The organism is Levilactobacillus lanxiensis, from assembly GCF_016861655.1.
GTDB lineage: Bacteria > Bacillota > Bacilli > Lactobacillales > Lactobacillaceae > Levilactobacillus > Levilactobacillus lanxiensis.
In genome coordinates, this window is the sequence record NZ_BOLN01000007.1 from 46,410 (window position 1) to 66,987 (window position 20,578).

20 protein-coding genes and 1 tRNA gene are annotated in these 20,578 nt (G+C 50.7%); 18 read left to right on the forward strand and 3 right to left on the reverse strand.

All coding sequences use genetic code 11. The features are described 5' to 3' along the window. Nucleotides 1-24 precede the first annotated feature (24 nt). Nucleotides 25-1,281 carry a carboxylate--amine ligase gene (locus tag JUF22_RS09345; protein ID WP_203645899.1) on the forward strand — a complete coding sequence of 419 codons (1,257 nt, stop codon included), beginning with the start codon at nucleotides 25-27 and terminating at the stop codon, nucleotides 1,279-1,281. Between the two features lie 5 nt (nucleotides 1,282-1,286). After that, nucleotides 1,287-2,003 carry an aspartate/glutamate racemase family protein gene (locus JUF22_RS09350; RefSeq protein ID WP_203645905.1) on the forward strand — a complete coding sequence of 239 codons (717 nt, stop codon included), beginning with the start codon at nucleotides 1,287-1,289 and terminating at the stop codon, nucleotides 2,001-2,003. 138 nt (nucleotides 2,004-2,141) lie between these two features. Here the strand turns inward: JUF22_RS09350 and JUF22_RS09355 are convergent, their stop codons facing one another. From JUF22_RS09355 to JUF22_RS09365, 3 genes are all read right to left on the reverse strand, one after another. Further along, a complete protein-coding gene (locus tag JUF22_RS09355) occupies nucleotides 2,142-2,483 on the reverse strand; it encodes a YisL family protein (RefSeq protein WP_203645907.1) in 342 nt (113 codons plus the stop codon). 62 nt (nucleotides 2,484-2,545) lie between these two features. Next, nucleotides 2,546-3,076, reverse strand: a complete 531-nt coding sequence (locus JUF22_RS09360) for a dihydrofolate reductase family protein (protein WP_203645909.1) — start codon at nucleotides 3,074-3,076, stop codon at nucleotides 2,546-2,548. A 57-nt stretch (nucleotides 3,077-3,133) separates the two neighbouring features. Beyond that, nucleotides 3,134-4,390 (reverse strand): peptidoglycan recognition protein family protein, encoded by a 1,257-nt coding sequence (locus JUF22_RS09365; protein WP_203645911.1) that lies wholly within the window; start codon nucleotides 4,388-4,390, stop codon nucleotides 3,134-3,136. A 385-nt stretch (nucleotides 4,391-4,775) separates the two neighbouring features. Between JUF22_RS09365 and JUF22_RS09370 the strand changes: the two genes are divergently transcribed. From JUF22_RS09370 to JUF22_RS09445, 16 genes are all read left to right on the forward strand, one after another. Beyond that, nucleotides 4,776-5,006, forward strand: a complete 231-nt coding sequence (locus tag JUF22_RS09370) for a DUF2187 domain-containing protein (RefSeq protein WP_203645913.1) — start codon at nucleotides 4,776-4,778, stop codon at nucleotides 5,004-5,006. 78 nt (nucleotides 5,007-5,084) lie between these two features. Next, nucleotides 5,085-5,155, forward strand: a tRNA-Gly gene (locus JUF22_RS09375). Between the two features lie 306 nt (nucleotides 5,156-5,461). Beyond that, a complete protein-coding gene (gene argS, locus JUF22_RS09380; RefSeq protein WP_203645916.1) occupies nucleotides 5,462-7,153 on the forward strand; it encodes an arginine--tRNA ligase in 1,692 nt (563 codons plus the stop codon). Nucleotides 7,154-7,410: 257 nt separating this feature from the next. Beyond that, complete coding sequence (gene purE, locus JUF22_RS09385) at nucleotides 7,411-7,893, forward strand: 5-(carboxyamino)imidazole ribonucleotide mutase (protein ID WP_203645917.1); 483 nt, start codon at nucleotides 7,411-7,413, stop codon at nucleotides 7,891-7,893. After that, nucleotides 7,877-9,007, forward strand: a complete 1,131-nt coding sequence (gene purK, locus JUF22_RS09390) for a 5-(carboxyamino)imidazole ribonucleotide synthase (RefSeq protein ID WP_203645918.1) — start codon at nucleotides 7,877-7,879, stop codon at nucleotides 9,005-9,007. Before purE ends, purK begins: the two co-directional genes overlap by 17 nt. 3 nt (nucleotides 9,008-9,010) lie before the next feature. Further along, nucleotides 9,011-9,751 carry a phosphoribosylaminoimidazolesuccinocarboxamide synthase gene (gene purC / locus JUF22_RS09395; protein WP_203645919.1) on the forward strand — a complete coding sequence of 247 codons (741 nt, stop codon included), beginning with the start codon at nucleotides 9,011-9,013 and terminating at the stop codon, nucleotides 9,749-9,751. After that, nucleotides 9,742-9,993 (forward strand): phosphoribosylformylglycinamidine synthase subunit PurS, encoded by a 252-nt coding sequence (gene purS / locus JUF22_RS09400; protein ID WP_203645928.1) that lies wholly within the window; start codon nucleotides 9,742-9,744, stop codon nucleotides 9,991-9,993. The genes purC and purS overlap by 10 nt, the downstream gene beginning before the upstream one ends. A gap of 3 nt (nucleotides 9,994-9,996) precedes the next feature. Continuing rightward, the gene (gene purQ, locus JUF22_RS09405; RefSeq protein WP_203645929.1) at nucleotides 9,997-10,686 is read left to right on the forward strand and encodes a phosphoribosylformylglycinamidine synthase subunit PurQ; all 690 of its coding nucleotides are present in this window, start codon (nucleotides 9,997-9,999) and stop codon (nucleotides 10,684-10,686) included. Then, nucleotides 10,670-12,889, forward strand: a complete 2,220-nt coding sequence (purL, locus tag JUF22_RS09410) for a phosphoribosylformylglycinamidine synthase subunit PurL (RefSeq protein WP_203645936.1) — start codon at nucleotides 10,670-10,672, stop codon at nucleotides 12,887-12,889. Before purQ ends, purL begins: the two co-directional genes overlap by 17 nt. After that, complete coding sequence (gene purF / locus JUF22_RS09415; RefSeq protein WP_203645938.1) at nucleotides 12,874-14,307, forward strand: amidophosphoribosyltransferase; 1,434 nt, start codon at nucleotides 12,874-12,876, stop codon at nucleotides 14,305-14,307. Before purL ends, purF begins: the two co-directional genes overlap by 16 nt. Nucleotides 14,308-14,320: 13 nt before the next feature. Continuing rightward, complete coding sequence (purM, locus tag JUF22_RS09420; RefSeq protein WP_203645940.1) at nucleotides 14,321-15,346, forward strand: phosphoribosylformylglycinamidine cyclo-ligase; 1,026 nt, start codon at nucleotides 14,321-14,323, stop codon at nucleotides 15,344-15,346. After that, nucleotides 15,339-15,917, forward strand: coding sequence for a phosphoribosylglycinamide formyltransferase (gene purN / locus JUF22_RS09425; RefSeq protein WP_203645942.1), 579 nt, complete (start codon nucleotides 15,339-15,341; stop codon nucleotides 15,915-15,917). The genes purM and purN overlap by 8 nt, the downstream gene beginning before the upstream one ends. Before the next feature lie 23 nt (nucleotides 15,918-15,940). After that, nucleotides 15,941-17,179 (forward strand): phosphoribosylamine--glycine ligase, encoded by a 1,239-nt coding sequence (gene purD / locus JUF22_RS09430; RefSeq protein ID WP_203645944.1) that lies wholly within the window; start codon nucleotides 15,941-15,943, stop codon nucleotides 17,177-17,179. 218 nt (nucleotides 17,180-17,397) lie between these two features. Continuing rightward, nucleotides 17,398-17,865, forward strand: coding sequence for an arginine repressor (locus JUF22_RS09435; RefSeq protein ID WP_125763180.1), 468 nt, complete (start codon nucleotides 17,398-17,400; stop codon nucleotides 17,863-17,865). Nucleotides 17,866-18,041: 176 nt separating this feature from the next. Next, nucleotides 18,042-20,135, forward strand: coding sequence for a PBP1A family penicillin-binding protein (locus JUF22_RS09440; protein WP_203645946.1), 2,094 nt, complete (start codon nucleotides 18,042-18,044; stop codon nucleotides 20,133-20,135). Between the two features lie 88 nt (nucleotides 20,136-20,223). Continuing rightward, nucleotides 20,224-20,568: a YlbF family regulator gene (locus tag JUF22_RS09445; protein WP_203645954.1), complete on the forward strand. Its 345-nt coding sequence runs from the start codon at nucleotides 20,224-20,226 to the stop codon at nucleotides 20,566-20,568. The last annotated feature ends 10 nt before the right edge of the window (nucleotides 20,569-20,578 follow it).

Below are 20,578 nucleotides of genomic sequence, written 5' to 3' on the forward strand. Positions count from 1 at the left end.
GTTGTGAAGGGACTTTAATTTGTTATGGAAACCAATGGAGCAAAATTCACGCCCGTTCTGTTAGGGAGCGATTTTAACGTATACGGGATGGCCCGGTCGTTTTATCAGCTGTACCATGAACCCGTTCAGGCCTTTGCCAGCATTCAGTTGGCACCGACCCGTTACACCAAAGTCGTCAACTTGGAATTGATTCCAGGATTTGATGAGGATCCCGTTTGGATTGAAACCATGCGGAAACTGAAGGAACGTTACGCGGATCATCCAGAACCCGTGATTTTGATCGGGTGTGGGGATGGTTATGCGGAACTGATCAGTAAGCATAAGGCTGAACTGGAAGATGTGTTCATTTGCCCATACATCGATTACGATAAGCTGCGGCACCTGAACAACAAGGAAAACTTCTACAAGGTCTGTGACCAGTACGGGTTACCTTACCCCGCAACGCGGATCATCACCAAGGCCGATGCCACGGCGGCGGAACCCGTTGAACAACCGTTTGATTACCCGGTAGCCCTGAAGCCGGCCAACAGTGTGGAATGGTTAGACGTCCACTTTGAAGGTCGGAAGAAGGCCTTTCGGATTCAGTCCGAGGCAGAATTCCGCGACATTTTACAGAAAATCTACGCTAACGGGTACCAATCTGACCTGATTTTACAGGACTTTGTGCCCGGCGATGACAGTAACATGCGGGTGTTGAACGCCTACGTGGACCGCAACCATCACGTTAAAATGATGTGCCTGGGTCACCCCTTACTGGAAGACCCAGCGCCATCCGCGATTGGCAATTACGTGGCCATCATTCCGGAATACAACGAAACGATTTACCACAACATCCAGAAGTTCCTGGAAGCCATTGAATTTACTGGTTACGCCAACTTTGATATGAAGTATGACGTGCGGGACCAATCCTTCAAGCTGTTTGAAATCAACTTGCGGCAGGGTCGGAGCAGTTTCTTTGTTACCTTAAACGGCTACAACTTGGCCGATTGGGTGGTCAAGGATTACGTTCAGGATAGCTTAGCAGATGCCCCAACGGTGTACGGCAACAAGGACGAAAGCCAACACGCGCTCTGGTTAGGCGTGCCGGTCAAGGTCTTCAAGCAATATACCCGGGAAAATGCCGACAAGGACCGTGCGCTGAAGCTGATTGCGGCGGGCAAGTACGGGACCACCTACCGTTACGACGAGGACATGAACCTGAAGCGGTGGGCGTTGATTCAATGGATGCAACACAATTACACGGTTAACTTTAAGAAGTATTTCGCAGAAAATAAGGGGTAACCACCATGAAAAAATTCTTTACGATTATTGGCGGCATGGGGACCATGGCAACCGAGAGCTATCTTCATTTGTTAAATGCTCGGACGCCCGCCCACGCCGATCAAGATTATTTGAATTATATTTTGGTCAACCACGCGACGGTACCGGATCGGACAGCCTACATTTTGGATCACAGTCAGCCCAATCCGTTACCCAGTCTGCTAGATGATATTCGGCAGCAGAGTCAACTGGGCCCAGCCTTTTTCACGTTGCCATGTAACACGGCGCATTACTTTTACGATGACCTGAAGGCGGCAACCGATGTGCCCATCCTACACATGCCGTGGGAAACGGTGAATGAAATCAAGCGCAAGTACCCGAATGCCAAGCGCATTGGGATTACTGGAACGCAGGGAACCATCACCGATAAGGTCTACGAAGATGAGGTTAACGCGGCCGGGTTGACGCCCGTGCTGCCAACGCCGGAAATCGAAGCGGAAACGATGACGCTGATCTACGACCACATTAAGCAAAATAATGACGTGGATGCCGATTTATTCCATCGCATTATTCGCGAAATGATTGAAGACCAACACGCCGATGTCGTGATTCTGGGCTGCACGGAATTGTCCTTAGCCCAGGAACGCGAACCGGAAAAGACGTACCCAATCGTCGACAGCCAATCCGTTTTGGTTGACCGGACGATTGAGATGGCCTTGTCCAAGCTACGCAATAAAGACTAAGCCATTTGAAAAGGAATCACTCAGCTTCTCCGCATGGAGGGTGAGTGATTCCTTTTTTAGTGGCGCTAATGGAAAAAGCAAACAACGACCAAAAAGGACCCAGCCAGTCGGCCAGGTCCCAAACGTTAACAGTTAAATTTAGTGAAGGCCCAGTGTGAGTCCCAGACCAATCGTTGCGAGGGCAACTACGCCCAGAATCCAATAGACTAAGTGGGGGGTGTTACGCTCCATCTTCCGGCCGAAGCTGATTTCAATGAGGGCAATCGTGCCGATGCCCAGCAGAAACTTCAGGCTGATGAGCAAGGGGGCGTGGCTAAAGGTCCGAATGCTTAAGACGACCCCACTGATGATCATGACTAAGTACGCAATCCGCGCCAAAATCAAGAATTGCGTGGCCCGTTTCTCTGAATGGCGGGTCAAGCCACCGACAACTAAAATTGTTAAAACTATCCAGGTCCAAAAATGTAGGCCTAACCACATACCGACCGCTCCTTCGCGTAAAAACTAAATTAAGCGTACCATACTCGCGCGGTCAAGCGTTACTAATTTCTGCGTTGATAGACCAATTCGGCCAGTGGCCCGAGCGTGTGGGCCTGCATCAAGGTGAATTGATGGGGCGCCGCGAGTTCTCCCCACAGACGTTTACCCTGGCCCAATACGATGGGGGCGAGCTGTAGGTAGAGTTCATCGACGAGGTCGGCAGCTAGTAAGGGGGTCAAAACGCTGGAACCGCCCACAATCCACACATTGCCATCCGCATGCTTGAGCTGGCGGGCAAGGGTGACCACGTCAGTATCGGTGAAGGTCGTTAACGGCAAATTCTGCCGGTTTTCCCGGGTTAAAACGTAATTGTGCATTCCTGGGTTGGCAGGGTTAAACGGGGCGTCAGGCGCCATTTTAGCCACGAAATCGTAGGTCACGCGACCCATGATGGCGCTGGTCATCTGAGAAAGCACCTGGACACCGGCATCGGCGGGGATGTCAGGTAATTGGGTGAGCCAGTCGATATTGTCCTCGGGGGTGGCCAGATAGCCGTCGAGGGAGGTGGCACCGTAGAAAATAATTTTATTCATCGGGAACGATCCTTTCAAAAAAGGCGCGGAACAGATGCGTTCCGCGCCTTAGGTAAGTTAAGCGTTGCCGTTCAAGCCGGCTGCTGGAATCCAGTAAGCTTTATCGTTTAAGGTGACGCGGTACCAGGTCGAACCGTCGCTGGCCTTAAGACCAGACTTGTTCACTTTAACCTTGGTGCCAGCAGGGAAGTCCTGCGTGTACGCCGTCGTCTTGGACAGGTAATTTGAGTTTAACACGTGATTGGTCATCTTGTAGTTGGTGTCGGTGTTCAGGGTGTAAGTCCCGCTGGCATCACTGTAGGTGACCTTTGGGAAGTTCAAGGTCTTACTGTAGACCCAGTATTTCGCTGTTGAATTCTTGCCAAAGCGAATCCGGTACCAGGTACCACTCCAGCCGCCTTTTTTCACGCCACGAGAGTCAACGTAGACCTTCGCGCCACGGTGGTCCGCACTCAGGCGACCCCAACCGATCTTGTAGGCACCGCTCGTGCCCTTGACGTGATTGTAGACGGTCCACTTGGTGTAGTTGTTAGCCAGGGTAGCCGTTTCATTGTTGCCACCGTGGTTGTACTTGACCGTCTTCTTAGGCGTCGTCACGGTATGATCCGTCGAGGTGTCAGTCGTATCGGTCGTATCCGTGCTGTCAGTGGTCGTGCCACCGAGGTTAGCGTATTGGGTGTTGACCAGCGTCATGAAGTCATTCATGGTGTAGGTCGTGCCGAAGTAGGCGCTGGCATTGGCCTTCCAGTAACCATCAGGGTCGGTATGGTTCGTGCCACCGAGGTTATTGGAAACATCGTGGTGGGAGAGAACCGTCACGTTACGCTTTGGTGACAGGCCGTACTGGTTAAGGATGTAAGCCGTGTAGTAGGCGGCGTTGTTCAATTCAGATGCGAAGGCCGCCTTGCTGTGGACTTCTACTTGTTCGAATTGGACGTAGCGGGCGTTGGCAATGGGGCCAGCTCCCCAGCATAAGTAATTTGTGTTGGCGATGTTGATGATACTGCTAGCATCCACGAAGGTGTGGACGAAAGCCGATTGATAATTATTCTTCATATAAGAAATTTCACCGTAAATCGTCGAGTTGGGGTTGGCCGTTTCGTGGACCACGACCCCTTCAGGCTTTCCGTTCCGGTAGCTATTCTTAGGAAAAGTCGGCCAGATATTCTTCGTGATTTTGGGTGTTGCATATTGCTGATTGGCAATATAAGTATTAATTGCATTGGCGCTGGCCGTTGTTGTTGACCAGAAAAGGCCTAAACAGCCCGCCGTAAGAGCGATTCCCCGAACCGCCCAACGTTGCCATTTCTTCATAATGTCTTCTCCTCCTATGAAAATTTCCTACTGAATAAAAACGAACTAACACAACGACTAGATTATAACTTATTTAGACCAATTTGAGTATGGTTTAGGAATTCGCCGAAATATCCTGTTGTTCGGCAATTTGTGGTTGAAAATGACATTGGAGTTAAAAATGAAATTATTGTTCGTTCTTTAACGAATACATTTGCTAAATAACAGATAAAGTTCGGCTTTCTCATTTTGTTTCAATCACCTTACAATTAGATTGCAAGCCACGAGAAAGCGGGCGTAAACAGTGGCACTAGGGGAAATCCTCAGGCCTGGGAGGGAACTTTACTTGCTTCACTGCTTAAACATGGCTATAATATTACTTTGCATACGAAAGGAGCGACGAACAATGGCTGAGACTCAAGAGATTAAGATTGGCGATTACGTTGCGGCGAAAAAATTTGGTCCTCTGGAACACGATTTCACTGGGGAAGTTACCAAAGTGTATGATAATTCAGTTTTAGTTGAGATTCGGGACTACGATCCTGCCGATAAAACTGCCGTTGGCGACATGAACAACCGCGCTGTTGTGCGGAAGTCTGCTGCTAAAATTACGGGAAACAGTGCGGATGAAAATTAGTTTTTCAAAACTTTTTTGAATTTATTTGCAAAAAACGATGACAACTCACAAATGGTATGCTATACTCATTTGTGTTGTGCGGGTGTAGTTTAGTGGTAAAATTCAAGCTTCCCAAGCTTGCGTCGCGGGTCCGATTCCCGTCACCCGCTTTCGAATGTTGGGCGGCCAGTCTTGGTCGTCTTTCTTATTATTCGAAGGCATTTATCGCCATTGAAATAGTACGTTGTGGAAATCCTTTTCAGCGAGTCCGGAGTGCTGCGAGCCGGACAAGGACCCTAACGGAACGGAGCAATTGGTGTCATTTAAACAGAATTTTAAAGTGGACTTTAAAGTCAATCAGAGTGGTACCGCGGGTCATCTCGTCTCTTACAATTTATTTTGTAGGGGACTTTTTTTATCCCGTGAATCGCCTGAGATTGACGATGCTCTTGAGAAGAATACGAGGAGGAACTAGTGTGGATTACAAACAAACAGTTACCAATGCCTTAGCTACCGCGTTGGACGGCCAATTATCCGCAGAAGATATTGCGGCTAAGTTAGAACGTCCTAAGACGTCAGACAAAGGGGACATGGCGTTCCCAACCTTTACCTTGGCTAAGTTGTTGCACCAAGCACCCCAACAAATTGCCCAGGATTTGGCGGACAAGCTAGATAAGACGGGCTTTGAAAAGGTTGAAGTCGTGGGTCCTTACCTGAACTTCTTCTTTGATAAGAGCGCTTATAGTGAAGAAACGTTGAACACGGTCTTAACGGCCGGCGCCAGCTACGGTCAGAACGATGATGGTAACGGTGGTAACGTGCCAATCGATATGTCCTCACCAAACATTGCTAAGCCAATGTCCATGGGTCACTTGCGGTCAACGGTGATTGGGAACTCCATCGCTGAAATTTTGACCAAGAACGGTTACAACCCGATCAAAGACAATCACTTGGGTGACTGGGGAACACAATTCGGGAAGCTCATCACGGCCTACAAGCTGTGGGGGAACGAAGCCGACGTTAAAGCTGACCCAATTAACAAATTAGTCGAATACTACGTTCGTTTCCATAAAGAAGACGTGGACAAGCCAGAACTGGACGATGAAGCCCGGGAATGGTTCAGAAAGCTAGAAAATGGCGATCCTGAAGCCCACCGTCTCTGGGATTGGTTCCGGAAGGCCTCATTGCAAGAATTCAACGACGTTTATGACAAGTTGGGTGTTACCTTTGATACCTACAATGGGGAAGCCTTCTACAACGACAAGTTAGCAGAAGTCGTTCAAATTTTGAAGGACAAGCATTTACTGGTTGAATCACAAGGTGCGCAAGTGGTTGACCTGAGCAAGCACGACTTGAACCCAGCCTTGATCCTGAAGAGTGATGGCGCTTCACTGTACATCACCCGGGACATCGCCACGGCCCTGTACCGTGACCGGACTTACAAGCCAGCCAAGAACTTGTACGTGGTCGGTTCAGAACAGACCTACTACTTCAAGCAATTGAAGGCTGTCTTGCAAGAAATGGGCGTGCCATCTGCTGATGCCGTTCAACACGTGCCATTTGGGCTGATCACCGTTGATGGGAAGAAACTTTCCACGCGTTCTGGTCGGATCATCTTGCTGGACAAGGTTCTTGAAGAATCTGTTAAGCTGGCCGGCGAAGAAATCAACGAAAAGAACCCTAACTTGGCTAACAAGGAAGAAGTTGCCAAGCAGGTTGGGGTTGGGGCCATCGTCTTCGGTGATTTGAAGAACGAACGGACCAACAACATTGACTTCGTGCTCGCTGATCAATTGAAGTTCGAAGGGGAAACCGGTCCTTACGTCCAATACTCACGGGTACGGGCCGAAAGTATCTTACGTAAGGCTGGCAACGTGGCAGTCAAGGCTGATGGCAACCAAGTTTCTGATCCAGAAGCCTGGGATACGATCAAGACCTTGGCCGACTTCCCAGCCATGGTTAAGATGGCTTGCGATGAATTGGAACCATCTGTCATTGCTAAATACGCGATTCGTTTAGCCAAGACCTTCAACAAGTACTATGCTCACTCCAAGATTTTGGCGGACGATGCGGGCTTGCCAGCACGTTTAGCTCTGGTCAAGGCAGTGTCAACGGTCTTGAAGGAAAGCTTACGTCTGTTAGGGGTTCAAGCACCTGACGAAATGTAATTAACGGTTTTAAAAAGAGATGCCTGCGGGTGTCTCTTTTTTTATGGAAAAATCTTAGGAAAATTAAATTAGTCCCATCTTAAGAAAAGTTCGCGATTAATAAATATTTAAATAGACAAATGAATTAATTAAGAATATAGTTCCAGTAAAAACGAATATTAAAATAATTATATCGCCTAATTGTTAGTCTTTTAGTTGACAGTCAGGTGGTGAATTGCTAAACTTAGCGAATAAATAGACTAGCAGGAGGAATAGACATGGTGCAGGTTGGTTTAGTCATGGGGTCCATTTCGGATTGGCCCACGATGCAGTTAGCGGCGCAGCAATTGACAACCTTGGGGGTCGACTACGAACGACGCATCATCTCAGCACACCGAATGCCCGATGTCCTGCAAGACTACGGTCAACAGGCGCGGGACCGGGGCCTGCAGGTCATTATTGCCGGTGCTGGCGGGGCAGCGCACTTACCGGGGATGCTCGCAGCTAATACGGTACTCCCGGTTATTGGCGTGCCCATGCAGTCGCACGTGCTGAATGGTATGGATTCGCTCCTGTCCATCGTCCAAATGCCAGCTGGTGTGTCGGTAGCCACCATGGCAATTGGTGCGGCTGGGGCCAAGAACGCGGCGTTATTGGCCGCCCAAATTTTAGGCTTACAGGATCAGCGAATCCAGACGCAGGTCCAGGCCTTTCGACAACGTCAACGGGAGGAGGCGGCGCAAAGTGAACAGCAATTCTGAGACACCGATTTTACCGCCAGCAACAATCGGCATCGTTGGCGGCGGCCAGTTGGGTCAAATGCTAGCGCTGAGTGCGAAAGCCATGGGTTATCACGTGGGCATTCTAGACCCCACGCCTCAGTCACCGGCGGGGCAGGTCGCCGACTTTCAAATCGTCGCGGACTATCAGGAGGCCACAGCGCTGGAGCAATTAGCTCAGCGAAGTGATGTGCTGACCTACGAGTTTGAAAATGTTGATGTGGTGGCTCTAGATAGCGTTCAGTCGCTGACCCGACTCCCCCAGGGGACGGACCTGTTGCGGTTAACCCGCAATCGTTTGGCGGAAAAGCAATTTTTACATAGTCAAGGGATTCCGGTCACACCGTTCGCAGCGGTTCAGGGAACGGTCGCGTTAGAAACGGCCGTTGAACAGTTGGGGACACCAGCAATTTTGAAAACGTTAGAAGGCGGCTACGACGGGCACGGCCAGGTCGATATCAACCAGCCAGAATTGTCGGCAGCTAGTCGGGAACTTTGCCAACAGCCTTGTATCCTAGAGCGCCGACAGGATTTTAAATTAGAGGTCGCCATGATGGTGACCCGTGATGCGACGGGAAACGTGGTGGCCTTTCCACTGGTGGAGAATCGTCATCAAAACCATATTTTGCATACCACGATAGCACCAGCCCAGGTTGCGTCGGCTGTGCATCAGCGCGCAAAAATATTGGCCACAAAGATTGCGGCGGCATTGCATTTACGCGGGGTCTTGGGGATTGAATTCTTTGTCTTGCCAGATGGCGAGCTCTTAGTGAATGAATTAGCACCGCGACCGCACAATTCTGGGCATTACAGCATTGAGGCGTGCAACATTTCACAATTCGAGGCGCACATCCGCAGTATTTGTGGGTTGCCAATCCCCCAGATTACGCAGACGACCCCAGCGGTCATGCGGAATCTATTGGGGGCAGACCTTCAGGTTGCGCGCGACTTGCTCAGTCAACATCCGGAGTGGCATTTTCATGATTACGGCAAGGCAGAAATTAAAAAGCAACGCAAGATGGGGCACGTAACGGTTTTAGATGCGGATATACAGGCTGCCTTAGCAGCTGTAGCGGCGTTGAAAGGGGAACAATAACCGATGACAGAGATTACCAAGCAAGGTCTGATTTACACGGGGAAGGCCAAGGCCATGTACGAAACTAACGACCCAGAAGTGTTGTGGGTGGAGTATTTAGATCAAGCAACGGCCTTAAATGGCAAGCGCAAAGTCGCCATTGCCCAAAAGGGCCTGCTCAACAATCGGATTGCCAGCCTAATCTTCCAAGACCTAGCAAAACATGGGATTGCCAATCACTTTATCACACAGCAGTCGGCATACGTTCAGCTGGTTCGCCGAGTGACCATGATTCCCTTGGAAACGGTGGTTCGGAACGCGGCATCCGGGAGTTTTGAACGAAAATTTGGGGTTGATCATTTGAGGCTTTTTAAAGAACCAGTCATGGAATTTTTCTATAAAAGTGATCAGTTAGATGATCCATTCATCAATGACTCCCAAATTGTGGCGTTGAACGTGGCTAGTGCTGACACGTTAGCTGAAATGCGACGGCAAGCGCAATTGGTCAATCATCGGTTGCAAGAAATCTTTGGGGCGATGCAGGTCCAGCTAGTCGATTTTAAAATTGAATTTGGCGTAACGACAGATGGAAAGATTCTATTAGCCGATGAAATCTCACCGGATAGTTGTCGACTGGTTGATCAAACAACTCATGAGTCATTGGACAAAGATGTCTTCCGCAAAAGTTCTGGGGATTTGACCCAGGTCTACACAGAGGTGCTCAAGCGATTGGCTGCGGTGGAGGAGGAGAAACCATGTATTTAGCAAAGGTCTACGTGACGTATAAACCATCGATTTTAGATCCGAAGGGTGAGGCCATCAAGGACGCGCTTCATCGGCTAGATTATGAAAATGTGGCGGCGGTTACCCTGGGGAAATACTTTGAAATTAAATTGACTCCCGGAGAAAAGCCATTAGCCGAACAGGTCGATGAAATGTGCGACCGCTTACTGGCTAACGTGAACATGGAGACTTATCGTTACGAAATCACAGAGTTGGAGGCTTAAACCATGAAGTTTGCCATCCCCGTTTTTCCGGGTTCTAATTGTGACTATGATTTATTGAATGCCCTGCGTGATTGTTTACACACGCCGGCCGATTTAGTGCCCGCAACCACCACTGATTTGAGCGGCTATGATGCGGTCATTCTACCTGGCGGATTTTCATATGGGGATTACCTTCGGAGCGGGGCGATTGCCCGCTTTGCACCAGTGATGACGGCGGTAAAAGAATTTGCCAATGCCGGCAAGCCAGTGATGGGAATCTGCAATGGCTTTCAAATTTTGACGGAGGCGGGCCTGCTACCAGGTGCCCTACAGGCAAATGAATCATCCAAGTTTATTTGCCAGGTCAGCCCCCTTCACGTCAGCAACACCCAGACCCGGTTCACTACCGCGTATGCGCGTCATCAAGACATCAAATTACCGATTGCGCATGGCGAAGGGAACTATTATTGCGATGCCGCTACGTTGGCCGAACTAAAAGCACACAATCAGATTGTCTTTGAATATGTCGATAATCCTAACGGTAGTGTGGCGAATATTGCTGGGATTGTGAATCGTCGCGGCAACGTGCTGGGGATGATGCCCCATCCAGAACGGGCAGTTGAAACAATTTTGGGTTCCGTTGATGGGTTGGGTATCTTTGACTCATTGTTAATGAATCATGTACAGGGGGATGCGCATGTTGAAAACCGCTAAATTAACGCCGGAAGCCATCCGGGATACGCAAGCCTACCAGCAGCTGGGCCTCACGGCGGATGAGTATCACCTCATTTGTGAACAAGTCCTCCATCGATTACCCAACTATACTGAAGTCGGTCTTTTCTCGGGGATGTGGAGTGAACACTGTTCCTACAAAAATTCTAAGCCAGTGCTGAAAAAGTTTTGGACCCAGGGAGATCACGTCCTAGCGGGCCCGGGCGAAGGCGCCGGCATCATTGATATTGGTGATGGCCAGGCCGTGGTCTTTAAGGCAGAAAGTCATAACCATCCGTCGGCGGTAGAGCCTTATGAGGGGGCCGCAACCGGCGTGGGGGGCATCATCCGCGATATCTTCTCAATGGGGGCCAAGCCAGTCGCGCTGCTCGATAGCCTACGTTTCGGCGAGCCCACGGATTCGGCAACGACCTATTTGATTTCACAAGTAGTGGCCGGAATTGGGGGCTATGGCAACTGTATTGGGATTCCCACAATTGGTGGGGATATGGCATTTGATGCGTGTTACCAGAAGAATCCGCTAGTGAATGCGATGTGCATTGGCCTCCTAAATCATTCAGATATGCAGAAGGGTCAGGCGACCGGGGTCGGCAACCAGATTATCTATGTGGGCGCCAAGACCGGGCGGGATGGTATCAACGGCGCATCCTTTGCGTCGGCAGAATTCAACGATGCCAAGGAAACGCAGCGTTCGGCGGTGCAGGTTGGTGATCCATTCATGGAAAAACTGTTGATGGATGCCTGCCTAGAAGTGATTCACGAACATCATGCTAGCCTAGTGGGTATTCAGGATATGGGCGCGGCTGGCTTGGTTTCGTCTTCGGCGGAAATGGCGTCCAAAGCGGGAAGTGGTCTTAAGCTCAATTTGGATTTAGTTCCCCAACGTGAAGCCGATATGACAGCGTTTGAGTTAATGCTTTCGGAATCACAAGAACGCATGCTGTTATGTATTAAGCAAGGATCAGCGGCGGAAATTCGTGAAGTCTTTGATAAATACGGGTTGGATGCGGTGGTCATTGGTGAAGTAATCCCGGGACATCAATACCAGTTGGTGCATCACGGGGTGATGGAAGCTGATGTACCAGTAGATGCGTTGGCGACGCAAGCACCGGTCTATCAACGAGAAAAGCGCCGCCCACAGCGACTGGACCAACAGTCCGCCACACAATTTGTGCCGGCAATCACGGATGTGACGGCAACACTAAAGCAGTTATTACAGCAGCCCACAATCGCTTCCAAGCGCTCGCTGTTTGAAACGTACGATTCCCAAGTTCAGACTAACACGGTTGTTCGACCGGGTTCAGATGCTGGAGTGATTCGAATTCGCCAAACAGACAAGGCACTTGCCATGACGACGGATGTGAATGGGCGTTACCTTCATCTCAATCCGCGTGTCGGTGGTGAAATGGCCGTGGCAGAGGCCGCTAGAAATATCGTCGCCTCAGGGGGCTTACCCCTGGGAATCACGGACTGCTTGAACTTTGGTAATCCAGAAAAGCCCGAACAGTTTTATGACTTGGATGAAGCCGCTCAAGGAATTAGTCGGGCATGTCAGTTGTTTAATACGCCAGTCATTTCGGGAAACGTGTCGTTGAACAATGAGTCAAATGGTGAACCGATTTATCCAACCCCGATGATTGGGATGGTCGGGTTGATTAAGCATTTACGTGATGTGACAACGCAAGACTTCAAGCAGGCTGGCGATAAGGTTTATGTGGTGGGGGCGACGCATGCTGATTTCAATGGAAGTGAGTGCCAGAAGATGTTGACGGGCCAAGTCAGCGGCAATCTGTTTGACTTTGACCTGGCGACGGAGCATCACCATCAAAAGCTTGTCCTGGAAGCTATCCAAGCAGGGCTAGTTGCCAGTGCCCACGATGTCTCTGAGGGGGGACTGATCACGACGATTGCCGAATCATGTTTTGGCGGCGACTTAGGAGTGGCATTGACCAGTCAATTACCAGCCGTTCAGTTCTTTGCGGAAACGCAATCACGCTTTGTGGTTTCGGTAGAACCGGAACATCAGGCGGCGTTTGAGGCCTTGATGCAAGAGACAGTCACTTATTTGGGTGTCACCACAGTGGCAGACCGGCTATGGGTCAAGACGGCTGATCAGACCTTTGATTTGCCCGTCAGTGAAGCGAAAAAGTTATGGGAAGGAGCGTTACCGTGTCTGTTGAAATAAAAGGCCTGAATGAAGAGTGCGGCGTCTTTGGCGTCTGGGGCTCACCGGATGCGGCCAAGCTCACTTACTTTGGGCTACATGCGCTACAGCATCGAGGGCAAGAAGGGGCTGGCATTACCGCAAATAATGGGGGCCAGCTCCGGTCGGAACGGGGATTAGGTTTGCTAGCTGATGTTTTTCGGGAACCACGGCGCTTAGAGCAGTTGACTGGAACGGCTGCGGTTGGCCATGTGCGGTACGCCACTGCCGGCAACCATGGCATTGAAAACATCCAGCCACTGGAATTCAATTTCAGCGACGCCCAGTTTGCTTTAGCGCACAATGGTAATTTAACCAATGCCAAGACGTTACGGCATCGTTTAGAGGCTGCCGGGGCAATCTTTCATGCGAGTTCTGATAGTGAAATTCTCATGCATCTAGTTCGCCGGAGCCAATCACCAACCCTGACTGGCCAGTTAAAAGAGGCATTACGCCAGGTCCATGGCGGCTTTGCTTACCTGCTATTAACAAATGATCGGTTGTTTGCGGCGTTAGATCCGAATGGTTTGCGGCCATTGGTCGTGGGGCAATTGCCTACCGGAGGCTACGTAGTTTGTAGCGAGACGTGTGCGCTGGATGCCGTGGGTGCCAAGTTCATCCAGGATGTCCATCCGGGTGAGCTCCTAACGATTGATGATCAGGGACTGACCGTTGATCACTACACCACAGCAGGAAATTTAGCCATTTGTTCAATGGAATTCGTTTACTTTGCGCGCCCGGATTCTAATATTTATGGGGTCAACGTGCACTCGGCCCGGAAACGCATGGGCGCTCAACTAGCTAAAGAGCAACCAGTCGATGCGGATATTGTGGTGGGGGTGCCTAATTCTTCGCTGTCCGCCGCAACGGGGTACGCAGAAGCTAGTGGGTTGCCATACGAAATGGGCTTGATCAAAAACCAATATTCTTCGCGGACCTTCATTCAGCCGACCCAAGCACTGCGAGAACAGGGGGTCCGGATGAAGTTGTCCGCCGTCCAAGGGGTGGTAGCCGGGAAACGGGTCGTTTTAATTGATGATTCCATTGTTCGTGGGACCACTTGTCGGCGAATTGTGAAGTTATTGAAGGATGCTGGGGCAAGCGCCGTGCACTTGCGGATTGCGTCACCGCCACTACGTTTCCCTTGTTTCTATGGGATTGATATTCAGACAACCAAGGAATTAGTGGCAGCACAGAAGACGATTCCTGAGATGTGTACCTCATTTGGGGCAGATTCCCTGAGCTTCTTGAGTGAACAGGGTGTGATTGATTCAGTGGGTCTGGACGTGGCTGCCCCCTATGGTGGGCTGTGTATGGCCTACTTCAACGGGGACTATCCGACACCCTTGTACGATTACCAGGCGGAATTTGACGAAGAAATGCAGTGGCTAAAGAAGTAAGGAGGAAGCAGGCATGAGTGAGGCCTACAAAAAGGCAGGTGTGGATCTAAATGCTGGCTATGAAGTGCTGAAGACCGTGAAGGCATTAAGTGGTAATCGCCAACTGGGGGCCTTTGGGGGTCTCTTTCCGTTGGCTGCCGAGACCGTCATGAACGAGCCAGTGCTGGTTGCTGGCACGGATGGCGTGGGAACCAAATTACTGGTGGCAATTGCTGCCCAGCAGCACGAGACCATTGGCATCGATTTAGTCGCGATGTGTGTGAATGATATTCTTGCTCAGGGCGCGCAACCCCAATTTTTCTTGGATTATTTGGGCTTGGGTCATACTGATCAAGATCAGGTAGCAGCCATCATGAAGGGCGTGGTCGCGGGGTGTCAGGAGGCTGGCGTCGCACTGATTGGCGGCGAGACAGCAGAAATGCCGGACATGTATGCGCATGGTCATTACGACCTCGCGGGTTTTGCGGTTGGAATTGCGGACCGGTCGGCCTTGCTCGATTCGAGTCAAGTTCGGGCAGGTGATGTGTTGATTGGGTTGCCAGCCAATGGCTTACACGCCAACGGGTTCAGTCTGGTGCGGGACATCTTATTTAAACAGCATCATTTTTCACTCGACCATGTCTTTCCGACGGTGGGTCATCCCCTTGGTGAAGAATTGTTACGGCCAACTAAAATCTATGTCAGCAGCGTCTTACCGCTGTTACAACAAAAACTGGTTGCCAGCATCGCCCACATTACGGGCGGGGGGCTGATTGAAAACGTGGCCCGAGCGCTGCCGGAGAAGTTAAGCGCCCAATTTGAGGTGGGAAGCTGGCCAGTGCCGCCAATCATGACCGTCTTAGCTGATTTGGGACAACTGACGCCTACGGATGTCCGCTCGACGTTTAACCTAGGTCTGGGGATGGTCCTGGTCGTTCATCCAGAACAGGTTGCACCAGTTCTTGCCAGCTTGGCCGCGGTTGATCAAGTCGCCTACCAAGTTGGGCAGGTCGTCACCGGTGAAAAGCCAGTGACTTTTCGGGAGGCGACGGATGGTTAAACGACTTGCCATTTTTGCCTCAGGAACGGGGACCAACTTCAGTGCGCTCCAGTCAGCCATCGGGCAACGGAAAATTCCAGCAGAAATCGTGCTACTGGTTTGTGATCAGGCCAATGCCCCAGTTATTGAGCGGGCCGAAGCGGTCGGCGTCCCAGTGTTTATGATTAACTACAAGGATTTTGCCACGAAGGCGGCTGCCGAGACGGCTATTTTAACCAGTTTACGTGCGCACCAGGTAGCGGCCATTTTGCTGGCGGGCTACATGCGTATCGTGGGGAAGACACTGCTGACGGCGTATCCGCACCGCATTATTAATCTACATCCGGCATTATTACCCAAGTTTCCGGGCAGACAGGGAATCGCGGATGCCTTTGCGGCTGGCGTACCAGAGACCGGGGTGACGGTCCATTTTATTGATGCGGGAATCGACACGGGGCAAATTATCCGCCAACGGCGGGTTTCCGTGGCGTCCAATGACACCTTGGCTAGCCTAACCGAACGTATTCATCAGGCCGAACATGACCTGTACCCAGAGGTTTTAGCAGAGTTGATTGCCACGAAGAAAATCTAAGTAAAGATGGAGGAGAGTCAACTATGGCAGAAGTTTTCGTAATCGGTAGCGGTGGCCGCGAGCATGCCATTGCCAAGGCACTGTTGCGGAGTCCCCAGGTCACGACTGTTTTTTGTGCACCGGGCAATCCGGGGATGCGATTGGACCAGATTGAAACGGTTGCCATTGCTGAACTTGATTTTGCCAAATTGGTTGCCTTTGCCCAGCAACATCAGGTTGCGTTAACGGTCGTGGGTCCGGAAGTCCCGCTGGCCGCGGGTATTGTGGATTATTTCCAGGCGGCGAGGCTCCAAGTGTTTGGGCCCAAACAGCAAACGGCACGGTTAGAGAGCTCCAAAGTCTTTGCCAAGACGTTTATGCGGCGCCACGGGATTCCGACCGCTGATTACCAGTTGTTTGAGGACGTGGCGACCGCAATCACTTACAGTGATCAGGCCAGTTTGCCTCAGGTCATTAAGGTGGATGGCTTGGCGGCGGGCAAGGGTGTCACGGTGGCGACAACGCATCAGATGGCGCAACAAGCCTTGCAAGCGGCCTTTTCAGCTGGTGGGCCGGTATTGATTGAAGCCCATTTGACGGGTTTTGAATTCTCTCAGATGGTGTTTGTCGGGGGCGACCAGTACGGTCTATTGCCGACTGCGCAAGACCATAAACGCCTGTTGAATCAGGATAAAGGACCCAATACCGGGGGCATGGGGGCGTATTCGCCAGTGCCCCAAGTGACCGCCGATATCCTTCAAGAAACGGTTGAGAAGATTATTCAGCCAACAATTGATGGGCTGATTGCTGATGGCTTGGCATTTGCTGGAATTCTGTACGTCGGCGGTATCGTGACGCCAACGGGGGTGCAGGTCATTGAATATAATTTGCGACTAGGCGACCCAGAAACTCAAATTTTACTCCCGCAATTACAAAGTGACTTCTACCAGGTCATCGTTGACCTCTTACAGGGCAAACAACCGACCTTAGACTGGCAAACGACGGACACGTATCTAGGTGTGGTCTTAGCGGCACCAGGCTATCCTAGCAAGCCACAGCTTGGCGTACCCGTGCCAACAGTAGCCGGGGCAGATTATGCCAGCGTGGGTGGGACGCCCGACCAACTGACCAGCACCGGTGGTCGGGTCATGCTGGTAGCTGATCACGCCGCCGATTTAAAGACGGCACAACAACGTGTCTACCACCAGCTTGATCAGTTAGCACTGGGCGCTTTGATCTACCGCACTGACATTGGTGACCATGGGTTGAAGGCGTCAGATTAGGGGCAACATTATGATAGAGAGCATGCGAAGTTCCGGGTCGGCTAATAGCGGCCCGAAACTTTTTCGTTTACCCAAAAGTCGGCAAATGAAATAAGCAAGGTTCTTTGCGTTAAAAACGAATATTTGGTACACTTACTTTATAAATATGCAGAGACATGTGGCTAAATTCCGCATCCTTTGTTATACTTAATGCAATTTTATGCGGGAGGGTCGTCGCCATGAAAAAAAGTATTCGCCAAGCGCGCATCGAGCAACTCATCAATCAGTATCCCATTGGGACTCAAGAAGAATTAATGGAACACCTGGAAGAGGTGGGTATTCAGGCGACTCAGGCCACCATCTCGCGGGATATCCGGGAAATGCAAATTGTTAAGGCCCAAGATGGGCACGGTCATTTGCGTTACACCATCTTCAAGGCGGGAAACCGAAGTGAAGAAGAGCATTTGCGGGAAACCATTAATGAAGTCGTGACCGGCTTAACTCGGGTAGAATTTGTCAACATTTTGAAAACGCTGCCGAGTAACGGGAACCTGCTGGCAGCCATCTTTGATGATTTGAACATGCCAGAGATTGCCGGCACCTTGGCGGGGCATGATACCATCTTCATCATTAGTCCGAACGCCGAGATTGCTGAAAAATTGCATGATGAAATCGCCGGTGAAATGAATCCAGAAATTGTTCACTAAATTTAGAAATAAAACGAGCGGCACCGGTCGAATTTGTTGGCTGAGTGCTGCTTTTTTGTTGCGCTGAGTCGGTTAAGCTAATTTAAAGCTTGCTAAAGATTCAACTGAATGTCGGCTGATTGGCTGGACTATGCTAAAATAGGTCTATTACAATTGAGATAAGAAGAGGCTATTTTATGAATAACCAAGAACCTAATCAGAATTTTTGGTCGGGCTTCAGAGCTCGCTTCAAACGCTTCTGGCGGCGATTCCAGCTGACACGTTGGTTAATCGTGATTTTTCTAACCATCATTTTGGTGGGGAGCGGCTACCTGACCTTTATGGCCAAGACTGCCAACGTTGGTGATCTAAAGGCTGCACTGGAAAATCCAACGCAGATTTATGACCGTAAAAATAATAAGGCGGGGACCCTGTATTCACAGAAGGGAACCTACGTGCCATTGAAGAAAATTTCACCCAACGTTCAGAGCGCGGTGATTTCGACCGAAGACCGTAATTTCTACAAGGAGTACGGTTTTTCCTTCAAGGGGTATGCCCGGGCCTTCTACCTGTTCGCCAAGAATAAAGTGCTTCGGCGCGGCTACATTAGTGGTGGGGGGAGTACGTTGACCCAGCAACTGGTGAAGAACGCCTACCTGACGCAGGAGCAAACGTTCACCCGGAAGTTTAAGGAACTGTTCCTCTCCATTGAGGTTGAAAATGTTTATAGCAAAAAAGACATCCTCTCAATGTATTTGAACAACGCTTACTTTGGCAACGGGGTCTGGGGCGTTCAGGACGCTGCCAAACGCTACTTTGGCACGTCAGCGGCCAATTTGACCGTACCCGAATCGGCCGTTTTGGCGGGGATGTTGACGTCACCGAGTGGCTACAATCCCGTTGACCATCCCCAAGCTTCCCGGGCACGGCGAAACGTGGTTCTGGGACTGATGGCGGACACCGGCAGTATTTCGAGCGCCCAGGCCAAGCAGTATCAGGCCACCGCGTTGACCACCAGCGACACCTATAACTACAAGAATAGTTATAAGTACCCGTATTACTTCGATGCCGTTATCAATGAGGCCGTTAGTAAGTATGGGTTGACCGAGTCGGAAATCATGAACAAAGGGTATAAGATCTACACGTCCTTGGACCAGGCCAACCAGTCGCAAATGCAGACGCTCTTCAAGAATCCAAGTTATTTCCCAGCCAACGCTAGTGACGGGACCAAGGTCCAGGCCGCTAGCATTGCGATTGATCCCAACACAGGTGGGGTCGAGGCCGTCGTCGGTGGTCGGGGCCAGCACGTGTTCCGGGGCTACAACCGGGCCACGCAGATGCGGCGCCAACCCGGATCGACCATCAAGCCGCTGGCCGTTTACACGCCGGCCTTGGAGAATGGCTATTACTACGATTCCGAATTGACCGATAAGAAACAGTCCTATGGGACCAACAAATATTCACCACACAACTATGGCAACCAGTACAGCGGCAAGGTGCCAATGTATCAGGCACTTGCGCAGAGTAAGAATGCGCCGGCTGTTTGGTTACTGAACAAGATTGGCGTGGACAAGGGGTATGACTCCGTGAAGAAGTTTGGTCTCCCCGTTACCAAGTCCGATAAGAACCTGGCGCTCGCGTTGGGTGGCTTGAAGACCGGGGTGTCCCCGCAACAGTTGGCCCAAGCCTACACGGCCTTTGCCAACAACGGGACCATGTCCACGGCCCATTACATCCGCAAGATTGTTGATGCGTCCGGTAATGTGGTCGTGGATACATCGGATTCCGCGGCCAAGAAGACCAAAGTCATGTCCAGCAAGACGGCCAAGCAGATGACCAGCATGATGATGGGCGTCTTCAACTACGGAACCGGGGTCAGCGCCAAGCCTTACGGGTACACGATTGCCGGGAAGACTGGGAGCACCGAAGCCGATGGTGACTCCGATGCGACCCGGGACAAATGGATCGTCGGCTATACGCCGGACGTGGTCGTGGCCACCTGGGAAGGCTTTGACAACACCAGCAGCAAGCACCATTTGGAAAACGTCAGTGGCACCGGTGAAGGACCCCTTTACCAAGCCGAAATGCAGAGCATCCTACCGAATACGAAGGGCACTGCCTTCAACACCAAGGACGCCTCGACGATTGCCAAGGCCGAAAACAGTGGCAGCAGTTCTAGTGACGGCAGTGACGTTTGGGATTCCGTGCAAAAGGGGATCGATAACGCCGGCAAGTCCTTCAGCGACGCCGCCAATACGGTGAAGTCATGGTGGAATTCCATCGTGAATTAGCCAAATGTGGGTGGGATGAAAGCGCCTAACATGTTACAATAGATTCTGTATTGTAAATGGGCGTCACGCCCACTGAGGAGGAAACGTAATGGCTGACAAGATGGTAGAGTTGGGCGAACAAGTGACCCAAGCTCTCAAAGATTCAGATCAATTCAAAGCCCTGGAAACGGCATTTAACGAGATGAAGGCAGACGCCGACACCTACAAGCTGTTCAAAGACTTTCAAAAGATTCAACTGGACTTGCAACAAAAGCAAATGGCTGGTCAACAATTAACGGACGATGAAATGAAGCATGCCCGTGAGGTTGCCGACCAAGTTGGTAAGATCGACGCCATTAAGAACTTAATGGAAGCCGAACGCGGTGTGAACTCCATGTTGAACCAATTAAACAAAACGATTACGCAACCCATTCAAGATATTTACGCGGGTTAAGCATCAGTCA

What these genes read in the sequence shown, in the direction of transcription:
- JUF22_RS09345 (WP_203645899.1), top strand. Translation starts at nt 25, where the DNA reads ATGGAAACCAATGGAGCAAAATTCACGCCCGTTCTGTTAGGGAGCGAT.
- JUF22_RS09350 (WP_203645905.1), top strand. Translation starts at nt 1,287, where the DNA reads ATGAAAAAATTCTTTACGATTATTGGCGGCATGGGGACCATGGCAACC.
- JUF22_RS09355 (WP_203645907.1), bottom strand. Translation starts at nt 2,483, where the DNA reads ATGTGGTTAGGCCTACATTTTTGGACCTGGATAGTTTTAACAATTTTA.
- JUF22_RS09360 (WP_203645909.1), bottom strand. Translation starts at nt 3,076, where the DNA reads ATGAATAAAATTATTTTCTACGGTGCCACCTCCCTCGACGGCTATCTG.
- JUF22_RS09365 (WP_203645911.1), bottom strand. Translation starts at nt 4,390, where the DNA reads ATGAAGAAATGGCAACGTTGGGCGGTTCGGGGAATCGCTCTTACGGCG.
- JUF22_RS09370 (WP_203645913.1), top strand. Translation starts at nt 4,776, where the DNA reads ATGGCTGAGACTCAAGAGATTAAGATTGGCGATTACGTTGCGGCGAAA.
- purE (WP_203645917.1), top strand. Translation starts at nt 7,411, where the DNA reads ATGGTGCAGGTTGGTTTAGTCATGGGGTCCATTTCGGATTGGCCCACG.
- purC (WP_203645919.1), top strand. Translation starts at nt 9,011, where the DNA reads ATGACAGAGATTACCAAGCAAGGTCTGATTTACACGGGGAAGGCCAAG.
- purS (WP_203645928.1), top strand. Translation starts at nt 9,742, where the DNA reads ATGTATTTAGCAAAGGTCTACGTGACGTATAAACCATCGATTTTAGAT.
- purQ (WP_203645929.1), top strand. Translation starts at nt 9,997, where the DNA reads ATGAAGTTTGCCATCCCCGTTTTTCCGGGTTCTAATTGTGACTATGAT.
- purL (WP_203645936.1), top strand. Translation starts at nt 10,670, where the DNA reads ATGTTGAAAACCGCTAAATTAACGCCGGAAGCCATCCGGGATACGCAA.
- purM (WP_203645940.1), top strand. Translation starts at nt 14,321, where the DNA reads ATGAGTGAGGCCTACAAAAAGGCAGGTGTGGATCTAAATGCTGGCTAT.
- purN (WP_203645942.1), top strand. Translation starts at nt 15,339, where the DNA reads ATGGTTAAACGACTTGCCATTTTTGCCTCAGGAACGGGGACCAACTTC.
- purD (WP_203645944.1), top strand. Translation starts at nt 15,941, where the DNA reads ATGGCAGAAGTTTTCGTAATCGGTAGCGGTGGCCGCGAGCATGCCATT.
- JUF22_RS09435 (WP_125763180.1), top strand. Translation starts at nt 17,398, where the DNA reads ATGAAAAAAAGTATTCGCCAAGCGCGCATCGAGCAACTCATCAATCAG.
- JUF22_RS09440 (WP_203645946.1), top strand. Translation starts at nt 18,042, where the DNA reads ATGAATAACCAAGAACCTAATCAGAATTTTTGGTCGGGCTTCAGAGCT.
- JUF22_RS09445 (WP_203645954.1), top strand. Translation starts at nt 20,224, where the DNA reads ATGGCTGACAAGATGGTAGAGTTGGGCGAACAAGTGACCCAAGCTCTC.